This window comes from Variovorax sp. P5_A3, from assembly GCF_056400665.1.
The window spans coordinates 23,221-39,116 of sequence record NZ_JBFUKW010000004.1 but is presented as its reverse complement, the minus strand read 5'-3'; the positions used below and the strand labels follow the sequence as shown (position 1 = coordinate 39,116).

The window sequence follows — 15,896 nt, the reverse complement described above, 5'->3', positions numbered from 1 at the left end:
AGCCCAGCGATGAATGCTTCACTTCCACTTTCGACGCCCCGCTCCGCCCGTGTGTGCGCCGCGGCTGCCGCAGGCGCGCTGTGGCTGGCCGGGTGCGCGCTGCCCGCCCACTTGCCGCCACCGGTCGCGGAACTCGACGGGGCCGCCGTCGGGCTTCATCCGGATGCGGTCGCGGCGCCGGTCGACGAAGCATGGTGGCGTGTGTTCAGCGATCCGACACTCGATGCACTCGTCGACAAGGCCGTCAAGGACAACCCTTCCCTCGTCATCGCGGACGCCCGCCTGCGGCGTGCGAACGCCGTGGCCGACCGGGTCGATGCCGAGAACTGGCCGCTGGTCATTGCCCGCTTCGACAACGTGTACCAACGCTTCCCGGAGCATGCGCTGTTCCCGCCGAGCATCGGGGGCACGCAGCAAAACCTCGGAACAGCCCAGCTGGCGATGGCCTGGGAACTGGATTTCTTCGGCCGCAACCGCGCGGCCTTCGACGCGGCGCTGGGCACGGCACGGGCGGTGCAGGCCGACGCGGCCATGGCCCGCCTTTTGCTGTCCACGCAGGTCGTGCGCACCTATGTCCAGCTCGCGCGACTGATCGCATTGCGCGAGGTGGCCGAGCGCACCCTCCATCAGCGCGCGGAAGTGCTGACGCTGGTCCGCCGCCGTACCGACGCCGGGCTCGACACGGCCGTCGAACTGCAGCAAGCCGAGGGCGCGATTCCCGATACCCGCCAGACGATCGACGCGCTGGACGAGCTAATCGCCGGACGCCGCCATGCGCTCGCCGCGCTCACAGTGCAGCCCATCGACATATTTGCCGAACTGCAGCCGCACATCGCGCAGTTGCAGCCTCAGGCACTGCCCGACGACGTGCCGGCCGACCTGCTCGGGCGCCGTGCCGACATCGACGCGGCCCGCCGCCGCGCCGAAGCCGCGACCCGCGAACTCGACGTCGCACGGATCGACTTCTATCCGAGCGTGAACCTGGTCGCTTTCGCAGGGTTCAACGCACTGGGACTCGATCGCCTGTTCGACAGCGGCAGCCGCCAGATCGGGATCGGCCCCGCCATCCGGCTGCCGATCTTCGATGCCGGTCGGCTGCGCGCCAACCAGCGCGCGAAGGCCGCCGATCTCGATGCCGCCATTGCCGCCTACAACGCCGCCGTGCTTGAGGCCGTTCGCGACGCCGCAGACCAGATCAGCGCGCTCCAGGCGATTGCGCGCCAGCAGCTAGACCAGACACGATCGCAAGCATTCGCCGAGCGCGCCTATCGGCTTGCGGTGCAACGCTACCAGGCAGGCGTCGGCTCCTACCTGGTGGTGCTGAGCGCGGAGACGAGCGTGCTCACGCAGCGCCGGGCAGCCGCGGACTTGCGGGCGCGCGCGCTCGACGGCCAGGCCGAGTTGATGCGCGCCCTGGGAGGCGGCTATGTCGCGTCCGCCGACAAGACGCCCGTGCACTGACCATCGTCGCAAGAACTTACGCCATGGACACTCCTGTCGCCGCATCCGATCCCCCACAGTCCGGACCCGTGCCGCCGGCGGCCACCGGCCGGTCCCGTGATCTGCCGGTCCTGATCGTCGTCGGCCTGGTCCTGGCCATCGTGCTGGGGCTGATCGGCTCCCAGGACTTCGGTCTCGCGTCCACGGTGAGCACGGACAACGCCTACGTCCAGGGCAACGTCATCCAGATCACGCCGCAGATTGCGGGCACCGTGCTGGCGGTGCGGGTGGACGACACCGACTTTGTGCGCGCCGGTCAATCTCTGGTTCGCCTGGACCCGTCCGATGCGCGCGTGGCGCTCGACCAGGCCGAGTCGCAGCTCGCGCAGACGGTGCGCGAGGTGCGGATTCTCTATGCCAACAACGACGTGCTCGACGCGCAGATCGCATCGCGGAAAGCGGACGTGGCACGGCTCGAATCCGAACTCGCGCGCGCCCAGCTCGACGTGCGGCGCCGCGAGCTGCTGGTGCAGGACGGCGCCATCGGGCGCGAGGAGTTCGAGCATGCCTCCAGCCAGCTGGCCGCGGCGCACAGCTCGCTCGCCTCGACCCGGGCCGCAGCGCGGACCGCGCAGGCACAGCTCACGGCGAATCTCTCGTTGACCGACCGGACCACGGTCGAACGGCACCCCAATGTGCTGCGGGCCTCGGCGCGCGTGCGCGAGGCCTATCTGGCGCTCCGTCGCAGTGAGGTGTGCGCGCCCGTCGACGGCCTGGTCGCACGACGAAGCGTGCAGGTCGGCCAGCGGGTGCAGGCGGGCGCCGGCCTGATGACCGTGGTGCCCCTGGATGGCATCTGGGTTGACGCCAACTTCAAGGAGGCGCAGTTGCGCCACCTCCGCAGCGGACAGCCAGCGACGCTGGTATCGGACCTTTACGGCCGCGATGTTCGCTACCACGGCATGGTGGCGGGCCTCGGTGCGGGCACGGGCGCCGCCTTCGCGCTCCTGCCTGCGCAGAACGCATCGGGCAACTGGATCAAGGTGGTGCAGCGGGTGCCGGTCCGGATCCTGCTGGACCCGCGAGAGGTGGCGGCGCATCCGTTGCGCATCGGCCTCTCCGTCGAAGTGTCGGTCGAGACACGCGGCGCCGACGGGCCTCGATTGAGCGAAATCGCACGGCCCGCCGCGATCACTGCGCAGTCCGAAGCCGAAGATCCTGCCGCCGAAGAGGCGGTGCGGCGGATCATCGGCGAGAACGTCTCTGTGGGTACGGCAGCTGGGGCGGGCCGTCCTGCCGGTGCATCCCCCGCTGTGCGCGACCACATCCGTCGCGTGTCCGCGCCCACGCGCAACTGAACACCGTAGCGAGATCGCCATGCCCGCGGCCACGATCCTGTCCCCTTCACCTGCGCCCTCGCGCCGCGGTCAACTCGCGCTTCTCATGCTGGTCGGTGCGTTGCCTTTCAGCGACTTCCTGCAGATCGGCGTGTACGCATTCAATGCCGCGCCGATCAGGGGCGACCTCGGCGCCAGCCCGGAGGAATACAGCCTCGTCGCCACCTTCTATGCCCTCACCGCCATCGGCATGATCTTCACCCACCGCTGGCTGGTGGAACGCCTCGGCTGGCGCTGGTTCATGCGGGGCGCGAGCCTGCTGTTCGGCGCCGGTGCCGTCTTGTGCGCCACGAGCGACACGCTCCTGGGCTTCACCGTCGGCCGGCTCGTCACGGCTCTGGGCTGCGCGTCGTTCTTCACGGCCGCGCGCGTGCTGGTGAATCTGATGCCACCTTCACCGAAGCGATTTACGGGCATCAGGTTCCTTGCTTCCGGCGTGGCTTGGGGAGGCGTGTGCGGTCCGCTGCTGGCATCGACGGCGCTGTCGTTGCAGAACTGGCGCCTCGCTTTCGCTGCGCAGGTGGTGCCCGCGGCGCTGATCGCGCTGCTCGGCGAAATGGCCCTGCCTCGCACGCCGCTGCCGGTGCGCACGCCATTCGATGCGCGCGGCCTCGTGACGCTGGCGGGCGGCAGCGCGCTGCTGCTCTTTGCGCTTCAGCGCAGCAGCTTCGACTTCTTTTCCGAACGCCAGCCGCTCTACGTCTACGTCGCGATCGGCCTCGCCGTGCTGACGCTCGCGGTGTGGCTGGTGTTGCGGCGCGACATGCCGGCCCTGCGCCTTCGCGAGATGTCGCAGCCCCGCTACCTGGTCGGGCTGGCCGCCTTCGGTGTCGGCTATGCCCTCCTGGGCGGAAACAACACCGCGATTCCGCTGCTGCTGTTGAGCGGCCTCAATTTGCCTCTGGAGATCATCGGTCGCTATGTGGCGCTCGGCGCGCTGGGCGGCGTCCTGATGTGGATCCTGCTGGCCCGACTGGTCCCGCGCAATCAGGGCCCCACCCGCTACTACGTGCTCGGCTTCTCGTTGCTGGCGCTGTGCGGCACGCTGCTGGGCAGGCTGAGCGAAGTGGCCGACCCTGCGGCGCATGTGCTGCCCGCGCTGTTCTGCAACAGTGCCTTCGTGATCGCGGTGCTTTCCACCACGGCGCTGCAAACCTTTCGCGACGTGCAGAAGGATGAGACCGTGTTCTCGCATGCGAACCAGGTGAAGAATGTGCTCGCCCAGTTTGCCGTGGCAGCGGGCACGGGCGTCGCTACCCTCTTCATCCAGTGGCGCACCAGCCTGCACTACGCCCGGGTGGGCGAATCGCTCGCTCCCCCGAGCCTCGCGCTGCAGGACACGCTGCGGGTGCTCACCGAGCGATACGGCGCCACCACGGACCCGGCAAGCGCCGTCCACATGGCCACGGCCACCATCAACAACCTGCTGGCGCAGGCAGCGAGCTTCCTGGCGGTGTCGGACTACTTCGTCGGCACCGCTGCCTTCGCGGGGCTGTGCCTCCTTGTCGTGCTGGCGGAACATGCATGGCGGCAGTGCCGCCTGCGCGCGCTTCAGGCCAATCCGCCCATTCGTGCTCATGGAGAGAGATGAATTTCAGACACCTGGAAAGCTTCGTTCGCGTGGCGGAACACGGCAGCTTCAGCAAGGCAACAGTGGTGCTCGGCGTGGCGCAGCCTTCATTGAATCGACAGGTTCGCCTGCTCGAGATCGGAATTCACCAGACACTGCTCCTGCGCAACGGCCGCGGCGTGTCTGTCACCGAGGTTCGATGCGTCAGTTGAACGTCAGGAGTCTCCCTCGATGATTTTGGGTCGAGCACGCGCGGTAGGCACTTGGAAATAGTTTCCACCGAATGACGCGCTCAGTTGCCGCGCCTGGTTCTACAGCCGGCTTGAAAGGAGCTTCCATGAAGAACTTTCTATCCCCTGTGCTTGCGGTGTTGGCGTTTTCAGCCCTTGCCCAGCCGCGCGTTGTAGATGGCGTTCTGGCCGATTCCAAAGGAATGACTCTGTATGTTTGGGACAACGACCTCTCGGTTCCTGGGAAGATTCAGTGTGTTGGCGTCTGCACTCTGAGTTGGCCGCCACTGCTGGCGGGGGAGAGTGACAAGCCCACTGGAGAGTACACGCTCATAGTCCGTGACGATGGCAAGAGGCAGTGGGCATACAAGGGCAGGCCGCTGTACCTCTGGGCGAACGACGGCAAGCCTGGCGACCGAACAGGCGACGGCTTCCGTGCCGGGACGTGGCATCTGGTGCGGCCGTAGCTCAGCTGGCTCAGTGCGTGCGCGGCCTCGCAGCCTTGCCGAAGCTCTTGCTCCGCGACGAAAGAAAGTCCAGCAAGGCACGCAGCGCGGCACTGTTGTAGCGTCGCTGTAAATAGGTGGCCGAGAGCCACAAGTCGCTGCGGACGTTGTCCTGCAGCACGGGCTCCAGCTCGCCCTTGTCGATGCGCGACTGCACCAGAAGGGCGGGTACGTAGAGCACGCCGTAGCCTTGCAGCGCGACTTCGATCAAAGGCGCAATCTCGGTCGCGTCCATGCGACTCTGGATGGGGACATCCAATGGCCTGCCGTCGACCTGGAATCCCCAGACCGAGGGCTGCCCCTGGGTGAAGTTTGTCAGCGGATGGTGATGCGCCAGCTCGAGGCGGAGCGGGTTTCCTCCGGCATCGGTGCCTACGCGGAAGCCGCTTCGGCGGGTGTCGCTCCGCCAACTACGCCGACACCATGGCCTCGCGCGGCGGACCGTCCTGAAGGTCCGACGCGTCGATGGCCGCGGCGGTGGGATCCTTGAATGCGGCGGCAATGACCGCGGCCTGCTGCAACGCATGCGCCGCCGGATGGCCCGGCGCCGTCGATGCCGCCGCCGGTGGCGCCGCATATTGCAAGGACAAGCGGCCTGCCAGTCCGCGCACCGCTCTTTCGACGGCTATCCAGGCGCCCTGGTTTTCCGCTTCTTCCTGGCACCAGACGATGGTCTTGCAGCGGGGGTACAGCGCGAGTTGCACTCGCAACTGCGCCGAGGGAAACGGATAGAGCTGCTCGAGTCGCACGATGGCCGTGTCCTGGAGGCCGTTGGCTCGTCGATGCTCGGCGAGTTCGTAGTACACCTTGCCAGTGCACAGGACCACGCGCTCGACTGTCTCGGCGACGGCCTTGCCGTTCATTGAATCGCCGAGCACTTCCCGGAACTCACCGCTGGCCAGTTCGTCAAGGGAACTGATCGCAGCAGGATGCCGCAGCAGCGACTTGGGCGTCATCACGATGAGGGGACGGCGTTTCGGCGTCATGGCCTGCTTGCGCAACAGGTGGAAGTACTGGGCCGGCGTGGTCGGCTGGCACACCAGCATGTTGTCTTGCGCGCAGAGTCGCATATAGCGCTCGAGGCGTGCGGATGCGTGTTCCGGCCCCTGGCCGTCCTGCCCATGCGGCAGGAGCAGGGTGAGGCCGCTGCATTGCCCCCACTTCGCCTCGCCCGCGGACAGGAACTGGTCGATCACGACTTGCGCGCCGTTGGCAAAGTCGCCGTATTGCGCCTCCCACATCACCAGTGCGTTCTGGCGAACGAGGGAATAACCGTACTCGAAGGCCATGACGGCGGCCTCGGAGAGTATCGAGTTGGTGATGGTGACCCGGCCCTGTGATTCCGAGAGGTGCGCGAGGGGCTCATAGACGCCATCCGATCGACGATCGCGGTTCTGGTTGTGGAGGGCTGCATGACGGTGGCCGAAGGTGCCGCGTGCACTGTCCTGCCCACTGAGACGGACATCGGTGCCCGACGACAGCAGCGAGGCGAACGCCAGGTGCTCGCCCATTCCCCAGTCGAGCGGCCGTTGGCCGGAGGCCATCTCGCGGCGCGCGGTCATCATCTTGGCCACGAGCGGGTGCAACTTGTAGTCGACGGGGATCTCCGTGATCCGCCGGGCGAGCGCACGCAAGTGATCGAGTTTCGGCGGCGTGCTGGGGGCGCGCGCCACGTCCGTTGGAGAGGGCTGCGGTTGTGGGTGCGGCTGCGGTGTGGAGCGTCCGCCGTTGTCTGCGGAAGTGTTGCCGACCCTCGCGTGGGCAGCGTCGAGGCGTTCGCGATACACGCGCTGGAGGTTCTCGACCTCGAGCGAAGAGATCAGGCCCTCTTCAATGAGCTGGTCCGCATAGAGGCTCCTGTAGCCTGGATGCGCCGAGATGGATCTGTACATCAGAGGTTGCGTGATGGTTGGCGTGTCCTGCTCCTGATGTCCGTGGCGACGGAAGCAGACCAGCTCGATCACCACGCTTCGCTTGAAGGTCGCCCGGTACTCGACGGCGAGCTGCGCCGCCCTCAGTACGGCCTCCGGGTCGCCGCCGTTCACGTGCAGGACGGGGGCCTCGATCAACTTGGCGATGTCGGTGCAATAGAAAGACGATCGCGCATCGCGTGGGTCCGATGTGGTGAAGCCCACCTGGTTGTTCACGGCGACATGGACGGTGCCTCCCGTGCCGTGTCCGCGCGTGTAGCTCAGGTTCAGTGTCTCCATCACGACGCCTTGACCCGCCATGGCGGCGTCCCCATGGATCTCCACTGGCAGGACGGCGGCAGCGTCCTTCAACGCTTCACCGCGTGCGCGGGCGATTCCCTGCACGACCGGGTTCACGACTTCCAGGTGGGAGGGATTGAAGGCGAGCAGCACTTCGACGGGGCCCGCACCGGTCTGCGCCTGGCCGGTGTAGCCCTTGTGGTACTTGACGTCGCCGGCGAGCAGCGACGCGTCGTCGCGGCCTTCGAATTCATCGAAGAGCGCCTCCGGCGGCTTGCCCACGGTGTTGACCAGCACGTTGAGTCGTCCCCGGTGCGCCATTCCCATGACCAGGCTGCGCACGCCATGCGATGCGCTCGCTTGAATCAGCTCGTCGAGGAGCACGATGAGTGTTTCTCCGCCTTCGAGCGAGAAGCGCGTCTGGCCGACATAGCGGGTGTGAAGATATCTCTCCAGGCCTTCTGCGGCGGTAAGTCGCTCGAGGATCCTCCGCTTCTTCCCGGTGGAGAGTGCAGGCTTGGCGCGCGTCGACTCGAGCCGCGACTGCCACCAGCGACGCTGGTCTGCGTCGGCAAGATGCATGAACTCAGCGCTGAGTGTCCCGCAGTAGGTTTCTTCCAGCGCCGCCGCGAGTTCGGACAGCGTGACGTCATCGTCGAAAAGGAACGTGTCGCCGCGACTGAATTTCGTCGAGAGATCCGCTGGCGACAAGCCGTGAAATGAAGGAGAGAGATCCGGCACGGTCGCGGTCGGTGCCCACGCCAGGGGGTCGAGACGCGCCTTGCGCGTGCCGACCATGCGATAGGCCGTGACCAATGACTGGACGGCGACCTGCTTTCGGGCAAAGCGAGTCACCTCTTCTGACGAGACGGCGTTCGAATGTCCCTGCTTCGCCAACTGCACAAAACGATCGACGACGGGGCGGTGTGCAACATCGCTCTTGTCGGACCCATCGACGGCCGGAATGGACTGCAGGGCGTCGAAGTAGCCTCGCCAATCTTCCGAGACTGCATCGGGGTCCGCGAGGTAGGCCTCGTAGAGTTCCTCGACGTAAGGTGCGTTGCCACCATACAGGAATGAGGTGGTGCGGTTCCTCTTGAGCATGCGAGATACCTTTTTCGGGTTCACGAAAGTCTAGGTTCGCGCCGCATGACGCGCGTTCCTGAATGCCGCTTGCGGCGGCCAATCTGCGACTGTTTCGGGCCATGACTGCACGGCGAATCAACGGGCGCACGTTCGCCTAGGGCAGAGGTTGCAGGCCGCGATTCGACCTCCGCTTGAAGATTCGATCCGGATTCGGCGGGATGGCGCGCGTCCCTGCAACTCGCACACTTGTCGGCAACTGCCCTGGAGATTCACCATGAAGTCGTACCTGCTCGCCACGATGCTTGTTGCCGCCGGCATTGGTTTCCACGCGCCGCCTGTCTCTGCACAGAACGCCGCGGCAGCTTCGCCGCCTGCGAAGCTTCGTTCGGCCACCGATGCCAAGGACCAGGTTCGCGTGACGCGCGTGACACCCGAATACTGGCGAGTCACTTTCCACAACCCGCCGTTCAACATCTACGGTCCGAACACGACCCTGCAGCTGAACAAGGTCGTGACCGCGATCGAAGCCGACCCGCAGTTGAAGGTCGTGGTGTTCGACAGCGACGTGCCGAACTTCTTCCTGACCCACTACGACTTCGTGCCGCCACTGACCGACACGACGAGCCTGCCCCCGGGTCCGACCGGCCTGCCGCAACTGCCGGACATGCTCGTGCGAATCAGCAAGGCGCCCGTCGTGTCGATCGCTGTGATCCGTGGGCGCGCAAGCGGGGTTGGCAGCGAGTTGTCCCTGGCCAGCGACATGCGCTTCGCCAGCCGCGAGAAGGCGATGCTGTCGCAGTTCGAGATCGGCGCCGGCTTCGTTCCCGGAGGCGGCCCGATGGCGCGCCTGCCACGTCTCATGGGACGCGGCCGGGCAATGGAAGTGCTGTTGACGGGCAGCGACATCAACGGCGAGCTCGCGGAGCGCTACGGCTACGTCAATCGGGCGCTGCCTGATGCCGAACTGGACGCCTTCGTCGACACGATGGCCCGCCGCATCGCCGGGTTCGACAAGCAGTCCATCGCCGACATCAAGGGCCTGGTGAACCTCAACAACCTGCCGCCGAACGATCAGGTCGGCGCCGAGTGGGAAGCCTTCCTCACCTCGGTAAAGCGCCCGGCCGCGCAGCAGCGGATCGGCGAGCTGATGGAGCTGGGCCTGCAGACCAATCCGGACGTCGAGAGGCGACTGCCGGACTACACCGGCAAGCTCGGGGCGGCCGCGAAGTAAGCGGTCCGTGAACTCCGCGCGTCGTTTCTCTCTGCCGGCGTCGCTGATGTGTCGCGCATAGACCGCCAGCACGATGAGCTCGGAGTGCACGAGGTAATCGTTGAGCGCCGCGGCTGCGCCCGTGTAGTCGCCGGCTTCCGCCAGTTCGAGGATCTTCACGTTCATGTCGACGTACGGAACGTGCAGGAACTCGGGATCTCGCAAATGGCCGAACGCCAGCCGCAATTCGGCCAGCACCGGTGCGAACAGTTGGTTGAGCCGCTCGCTGTCGGCCAGTTCGACGACAGCCATGTGGAGGGCCATGTTCGCGGTGCCTACGCCGAGCCAGTCGCCCTCGGCGCGGCAGCGCAGCGAGCTCTCGACCGCCTCGCGCATCTTCTTCTTCTTGGCGGGATGGCGTGGATAGGCCTGCGCGAGTGCCTGGCATTCGATGGGCCGGTGCACGCGGTAGATGTCGATGATCGACGCGATGCTGGGGATCGCGACGAACACCCCGCGATTGGGCGCGTGCTTAACCGGGCCGTCCTTGGTCAGCATGCGGAACACTTTGCGCAGCGTGTTGCGCGAGATGCCCATGTCGTCGCTCAATGCCTGCTCCGACAGCCGTTGGCCTGGTGAGAACTCCCCCTCGGTGATCTTCAGGCGGAGCTGCTCGGCCACGCGCTCGCTGAGCGTCTGCGTCTGCGGCTGGGCGGCGGCGGACGCGGGCTCAAGGTGGTGCAGTCGGGCTCGACGGTGCCGGGCACTTTCGATTCGCTGATGGCCAAGCTCATCATCACCGGTTCCATGCGCGAGCAAGCCATCGCCCGTGCCCGCCGCGCGCTCAAGGAGTTCCGCATCCGGGGTGCCGTCGGTCCTCCCCTTCCGTCGCGGACTTCGCCACTGCCGATGCGTTCAAGGTCCATACCCGCTGGATCGAAACAGACTTTGCACATACGCTGGCCGCGACGGTGCGGCCCGAGCCGCTGGCGGAAGCGGCGCTCGTGCGCACGGCGGTGAGATCGATGGCCGCCGGCTGGCGCTGGGCCTGCCGGCCGAACTGTTGCGCGCCCTGTCGTCGGCAACGGGCAACGGCGCAGCGAGTGAAGGCGGTGCGGCTGTTTCGGCTCCGGCCGATCCCGCATCGGTCGCAGCACCGATCTCCGGCACGCTGCATTCGTGGGGCGTGGACGACGGTGACTCCGTCTCGGCAGGAGACCCGATCGGCTCGATGGAGGCCATGAAGATGGAAATGCAGGTCAAGGCGCATCGGGCCGGACGCATCGCGCTGAAGACGGCGCAGGGCGCCTACGTCGCTGCCGGGACGAGCATCGCGGAGATCCATTGAGCAGGAGCTGTCGACCTCAGCCCGTCTTCTCGACCCACTGGGCGCGCCAACCGGGGGCGTCGAAGGGATCGGCAAAGTACTGAGTCTCGCGGGACACCTTCCCGTCCCGGAACTCCATGATGCTCACGGTGAACGCGCTCTTGCCCGCATAGTCGATTGCGTATTCGGTGACCCAGAGATTGCCTTCTCCGACGATCCGCCGAACCACGAACCCCGACGGCTTGCCGGGGTGGTGGCTGCGAAGCGCTTGCAGGTTGTGCCGGCCATGGATGACTTCGCCCGACTGTGGGTACGTGCACACGGCGTCGTCGTGATAGATCTCGTGTTCCGCGACTTGATCGCCTGCGGCAGAGGCGGCCCAGTGCCGATCAATAGCCATCCGAATGTTCTGCGCTTCCATCATCGACCTCCACGGGAGTCCGCTTGCCATGGTGCTGGGTGATCGCCAGCGCGAGAAAGACCAGGGCCGCGATGGTGACCCCCAGCCAGACCTCCTTGCCCTCCGCCCAGGCCCGGACCGTCGGCGCGATCAGGGTCGCCAGCACCAACCCGGCAGTCAGCAAGCTTGCGCTGACCAAGGTGACGGCCATCACGCGAGAGGCCACGAGGGCGGTCCGGTCTCCACGACGCAGCAGCCGGGCGACCCAGTAGCCATTGACGCCGTCCGTCAGCACCATGCCGATGGTGAACAACAGGCCGAGCAGGAGGGCCGCTCTCCAGCCTCCGAACTGCGATGCCGTCACTGCAAACAAGGCGGCCTGGCTGAAGGTGTCGAACGACAGCGCGAATGAGGCACCCACTGCCATCACGGTCAACGGATGGCCCATGCGCAACAGGCCACCGAACATGCCGGTGCGCCAGCCTTTGAGGCGCACGGGTTCACCCTCGGCCGCTCGAAGCACGGCGGCAATGTTGATGCCGCCGACCAGCACGAGGACCGCGATCGAAATCCCGGCCCCGGCGGCTTCGAGCCACGCCGGTGGGTGCCAGGTGTCAGCGAGCAAGGACACGCCGAGGGCGACCGCCACCACCACGAGGCCGTGCCCGAGAGAGAACAGGGCGCCGCAGCAGCGAGCCAGTGCCGGCCGATCCTTGCTGTTGTGACAGGTCATCCCGTCGATCGCGGCCACGTGATCGGCATCGAAGCCGTGCCGGATGCCCAGGAGCAGGACAACCACGGCGACGCCGAGGAGATCTGCGGGGAGCGCGTTCGTGCTGGACATGGGGGCATCAGACCTGAAGGGCGACGTTCGAGCAATTGGACCAAGGTGTGCATCGACGCCTCGCTGTCTCTTCGACACCTTCGTGCAATGGATTTGTGTCAGCACATCTGCTCTGATCCTTTCCGCAGCAGCTCGATCGTTCGAAACAACAGAAGAGAGAATTCATGTCGCATCACTACTCCGGTCCGGACTACGGCTTTCCGCACGGCGACGCGCGGCTCGACCTGACGGACCTCTATGCCTTCCCCAAGCCCGGCGATGCCGGCAAGTCGATACTGGTCATGAACGTGCATCCCTCGGCCGGCGTCAACCCCGAAGGTCCCACCACTGACGAACCGTTTGCAACGGAGGCGATCTATGAAATCAAGATCGACATCAACGGGGATGCCGTCGCGGACATCGCATACCGGGTGTGCTTCTCGGGCGGCGAGGGCGGAAGCCAGACGGCGACCCTGCGCCGCGTCGAAGGCGCGGAGGCCGCTGGTACAGGTGACGGTGGCCAGACCATCATGGCAGGCGCACCCGTCTCGACAGGGCGTGAAGCGCGGCTGACGCAGGCTGGCGACTATCACTTCTTCGCCGGCTGGCGAAGCGACCCCTTCTTCTTCGACACACTGGGCGCCTTGAACAACATGCAGTTCACCGGCACCGATTTCTTCGCCGAACGCGACGTGTGCAGCATCGTGCTCGAAATACCCAACTGGGCCCTGGGTGGCAAGAAGCTCGGGCTCTGGGCCCGCACCGTGGACGGTGCGGGCGGGAAATGGGTTCAGGCGGACCGCGGCGCGCGACCGTCGCAATCGGTATTCCTGACGGGCGACCAGAAGGGCGCCTACTTCGCTGCGGAGCCGGCGGGCGATGCCCAGTTCGTCGCTGTTTACGCGCACTCGCTGGAGCACACGGGCGGTTACGCGCCCGACGAAGCAAAGCGCGTGGCAGGAACGCTGCTGCCGGATATCCTCCTTTACGATCCGTCGCTGCCGACGTCCTATCCGGACAACGGCAGAGCCCTGTCCGATGACGCGATGGACGTCTTCATCTCCATGATCACGAACGGAAGAGTGACAACGGACAACGTGGGACCCCACGAGGATTTGCTTGCGGGCTTCCCGTATCTCGGCTCGCCGCACAAGGAACGATTTCCAAAGAAGGTGGCCGCCACTTGACGCAGACGACAGAAGGCGCCGATGGCGCGGTCGACTTCGAAGCCGCCTCCGAGTCGTGGCAAGGCGCCACGTCATCGTCGCAGGCAGCTTCATGCACTCGAAGCTGTACTACTTTAAGACCGAAGCCGAGTACACGGCGATCATCGGATCCGCCAATCTCACGGATTGCGGACTCAATGGCAATCGCGAGGCTTCGGTGCTGTTTTCAGGGAAGGTGGGCGACGACATGGACATCGAGATCCACGCCCATCTGAAGACGCTTCATCGGGGCCGGACGCGTTGACCGCAGGAGGCTAGAAGTGGTCAGCCTTTTCTTCGGTTCATCGATCCTAGGCCTGTTCGTCATTCGCGGGTCCGTGCGGACCCCGGCTCTCGCCTTAGGCGATGATCGCCACGCACGAATCCAGAGAAACGCGCCCTATCAGCGGCGAATGTCGAATGTTGTGGACGCGATATTCGACTTCAAAAACGCTCATCCGCAACGGCCTTGCGTTTATGTCTAGGTGCTGCCCCGGCGTGCCCCGTTTCCTCGACTTGAATACGTGAAACCTTTGGAGCCCAACCAGAGGCGTCATGGGCGGGAAGCGTCAATGATCCTCTCCAGGGGTTCTTCCTGCGCTCGTGCGCTGGCAACGTTCGTCGGAGAAATATTGTTCGTAACAAACTACTGGCGTGGATGAAAAGGCCCCCGCGACAAGCCAATAGATGCGCAAACAGCCTTCTAGGCACGGAAAGCATTTTCGGCAGGCTTCATGGCGGGCAGGGAGGGGCTGCAGGCAGGTCTCGGATCCTCGTGTCAGTTGCCTCGTCGCTGGCTTCGGACGACCTCAAGCTCTTCATGTGCGTGGCGGACAGCACCGTGAGAAGGTGGAACTCATCGATGCCACGGCGAAAGGGTTGATGCCCACGCGCAAACTTCGTCGATGCTCGACGGGTCGTACCAGAACAGCACAGACAGTGATTCAGCATTGCTGTCCGTGGGGCGTCCGTCGTGCTTATCGAGCAGCTCGGTGGCGCTTACGTGGCTCCTTTGCATCCGTTGCGAGCGCCGACCTTCAGGCCCAGCACCTCGCGCTGGCCGTCGGTGTTCACGCTGAAAGCCACTATGACGACGACGCTACGATGCGCCCGGCCTCACGCGTCTTCGTCGGATTCGGCGCATCGCGATCGCGGCTTAGAAATCAGCCACCTTGCCCCACGCCGACTTGTTGAACCGGTCCGGCCGGAAAGGCGCGGCATCAAAGATCGGCTCTGCGCCGGTGACCAGGTCGGCGATCAGGTGGCCAGCGCCTGGACCGATGCCGAAGCCGTGCCCGGAAAAGCCCGCGGCCAGGATGAATCCGGGCACCTCCGGCACTTCGCCGACACCGGGGATACCGTCGGGCGTGCTGTCGATGTAACCCGCCCAGGCGCTGGCGATGGGCGCCTTGCCAAGTGCAGGCAACAAGTTGACGGCACGCCGGTGGGTCTCGCGCACGCCCGCCGGGTCGGGCTTGGGGTCGAGGATGCGCGCCCGTTCCATGGGCGTGGGCGCGTCCAGCTTCCATCGCGCGCGGGTTTCATGACCCCAGCGGATGCCTTCCAGGCCGCCGGGAAACACATTGCGCCAGCGCTTGGCGAACATAGGCACGAACTGCGGCGCGAAGCGCATCAGCTGCGGCGTCGGGTCCACGCGCCCACGGCCGCTGATGGCCAGTATGTAGCTGCCGTCGGGGCGCCGGGTGACGGCGACACCCGGGCCCGCCAGGGCGTCCGGCAGGCGCTGTTCCAGCGCGGATACGCGCACGATGGATTGGCGCACCGTGGCGAGCGGAAACCGCACGCCGAGCTGGTGGCAGAACGAGGACGCCCACGCACCCCCTGCGAGAACAGCAGCGCGGGTCTTGATCGTCCCCGCTTCGGTGACCACGCCGCTGACCCGGCCGCCCTCGAGCTCGATGCCCCGTGCTGCGCAGTTCTGGTGGACGCTGCCGCCCAGCTTCATCAGCGCGGCTGCTACGGCGGGCGCCGCCTTGGCGGGATCGGCAGTGCCGTCGCTGGGCGAGAAAACCCCGCCTTTCCATGCGCGGCCGGTCGCCTGACCCCGCTGCGAGGCCTGCCGGCCGCTCAGCATGTGCGTGGTCACGCCCGCCGTCCTTGCGAAATCGCGCCAACGGGCCCAGCGCTCCAGTTCGAATTCGTCATCGCTGAGATACAACAATCCGCAGCGGGAGAAGCCCGTGTCTTCGCCGGTATCGGCGGCAAACTGCTCCCACAGCTCGAGGCTCCTGGTCGCCATCGGCAGTTCGCGGGCGTCGCGATTCTGCTGGCGGCACCAGCCCCAGTTGCGGCTCGATTGCTCGGCGCCGATGCGGCCCTTTTCAACCACGGCGACCGAAAGCCCACGCCGGGCCAGGTAGTACGCGGTAAACACACCGATGATGCCGCCGCCGATCACGACGACGTCAGCGGTGGCCGGCGGCCTTGAGGAAGTGTTGATATGGTGCAGCGGAGGGGACATGATGATTCTC

General features: G+C 65.9%; 12 protein-coding genes and 3 pseudogenes. 9 read left to right on the top strand and 6 right to left on the bottom strand.

Features of this window, described 5'->3' with window-relative positions:
* The first annotated feature begins 9 nt into the window (after positions 1–9).
* The 5 genes and pseudogenes from AC1D3B_RS07565 (at position 10) to AC1D3B_RS07545 (ending at position 5,104) form a co-directional block, all read left to right on the top strand.
* Positions 10–1,461 carry an efflux transporter outer membrane subunit gene (locus AC1D3B_RS07565; protein WP_478190049.1) on the top strand — a complete coding sequence of 484 codons (1,452 nt, stop codon included), beginning with the start codon at positions 10–12 and terminating at the stop codon, positions 1,459–1,461.
* A gap of 23 nt (positions 1,462–1,484) precedes the next feature.
* On the top strand, positions 1,485–2,798 hold the full coding sequence (locus AC1D3B_RS07560) for an EmrA/EmrK family multidrug efflux transporter periplasmic adaptor subunit (RefSeq protein WP_478190048.1): 1,314 nt from the start codon (positions 1,485–1,487) through the stop codon (positions 2,796–2,798).
* Positions 2,799–2,817: 19 nt separating this feature from the next.
* A complete protein-coding gene (locus AC1D3B_RS07555) occupies positions 2,818–4,428 on the top strand; it encodes an MFS transporter (RefSeq protein WP_478190047.1) in 1,611 nt (536 codons plus the stop codon).
* Positions 4,425–4,601: pseudogene (locus tag AC1D3B_RS07550) on the top strand (LysR family transcriptional regulator); the annotation flags it as partial. The gene AC1D3B_RS07555 and the pseudogene AC1D3B_RS07550, both read left to right, overlap by 4 nt.
* A 143-nt stretch (positions 4,602–4,744) precedes the next feature.
* Positions 4,745–5,104 (top strand): COG4315 family predicted lipoprotein, encoded by a 360-nt coding sequence (locus AC1D3B_RS07545; RefSeq protein WP_478190046.1) that lies wholly within the window; start codon positions 4,745–4,747, stop codon positions 5,102–5,104.
* A gap of 10 nt (positions 5,105–5,114) precedes the next feature.
* Here AC1D3B_RS07545 and AC1D3B_RS07540 read toward each other — a convergent pair whose 3' ends face one another.
* Positions 5,115–5,669: a LysR substrate-binding domain-containing protein gene (locus AC1D3B_RS07540; RefSeq protein WP_478190045.1), complete on the bottom strand. Its 555-nt coding sequence runs from the start codon at positions 5,667–5,669 to the stop codon at positions 5,115–5,117.
* Complete coding sequence (locus tag AC1D3B_RS07535; RefSeq protein ID WP_478190044.1) at positions 5,554–8,457, bottom strand: 2-oxoglutarate dehydrogenase E1 component; 2,904 nt, start codon at positions 8,455–8,457, stop codon at positions 5,554–5,556. Before AC1D3B_RS07535 ends, AC1D3B_RS07540 begins: the two co-directional genes overlap by 116 nt.
* Positions 8,458–8,713: 256 nt before the next feature.
* On the opposite strand from AC1D3B_RS07535, the gene AC1D3B_RS07530 reads away from it, so the two are divergent.
* The gene (locus AC1D3B_RS07530; RefSeq protein WP_478190043.1) at positions 8,714–9,670 is read left to right on the top strand and encodes an enoyl-CoA hydratase/isomerase family protein; all 957 of its coding nucleotides are present in this window, start codon (positions 8,714–8,716) and stop codon (positions 9,668–9,670) included.
* Positions 9,671–9,700: 30 nt separating this feature from the next.
* On the opposite strand, the pseudogene AC1D3B_RS07525 reads toward AC1D3B_RS07530, so the two are convergent.
* Positions 9,701–10,393: pseudogene (locus AC1D3B_RS07525) on the bottom strand (GntR family transcriptional regulator); the annotation flags it as partial.
* Here AC1D3B_RS07525 and AC1D3B_RS07520 point away from each other — a divergent pair.
* Positions 10,370–10,997: pseudogene (locus AC1D3B_RS07520) on the top strand (biotin/lipoyl-containing protein); the annotation flags it as partial. The pseudogenes AC1D3B_RS07525 and AC1D3B_RS07520 sit on opposite strands and share 24 nt — an antisense overlap.
* A 16-nt stretch (positions 10,998–11,013) precedes the next feature.
* Here the strand turns inward: AC1D3B_RS07520 and AC1D3B_RS07515 are convergent.
* Positions 11,014–11,397 carry a nuclear transport factor 2 family protein gene (locus AC1D3B_RS07515; RefSeq protein ID WP_478190042.1) on the bottom strand — a complete coding sequence of 128 codons (384 nt, stop codon included), beginning with the start codon at positions 11,395–11,397 and terminating at the stop codon, positions 11,014–11,016.
* Positions 11,366–12,220, bottom strand: coding sequence for a HoxN/HupN/NixA family nickel/cobalt transporter (locus AC1D3B_RS07510; RefSeq protein WP_478190041.1), 855 nt, complete (start codon positions 12,218–12,220; stop codon positions 11,366–11,368). The genes AC1D3B_RS07515 and AC1D3B_RS07510 overlap by 32 nt, the downstream gene beginning before the upstream one ends.
* Before the next feature lie 164 nt (positions 12,221–12,384).
* Here AC1D3B_RS07510 and AC1D3B_RS07505 point away from each other — a divergent pair, with 164 nt between their 5' ends.
* Positions 12,385–13,386 (top strand): DUF4331 family protein, encoded by a 1,002-nt coding sequence (locus AC1D3B_RS07505; protein WP_478190040.1) that lies wholly within the window; start codon positions 12,385–12,387, stop codon positions 13,384–13,386.
* Entirely contained in the window at positions 13,319–13,669 is a 351-nt protein-coding gene (locus AC1D3B_RS07500; RefSeq protein WP_478190039.1) for a phospholipase D family protein, read from the top strand. The genes AC1D3B_RS07505 and AC1D3B_RS07500 overlap by 68 nt, the downstream gene beginning before the upstream one ends.
* A gap of 891 nt (positions 13,670–14,560) precedes the next feature.
* Here AC1D3B_RS07500 and AC1D3B_RS07495 read toward each other — a convergent pair.
* Entirely contained in the window at positions 14,561–15,886 is a 1,326-nt protein-coding gene (locus tag AC1D3B_RS07495) for an NAD(P)/FAD-dependent oxidoreductase (RefSeq protein ID WP_478190038.1), read from the bottom strand.
* Between the last annotated feature and the right edge of the window lie 10 nt (positions 15,887–15,896).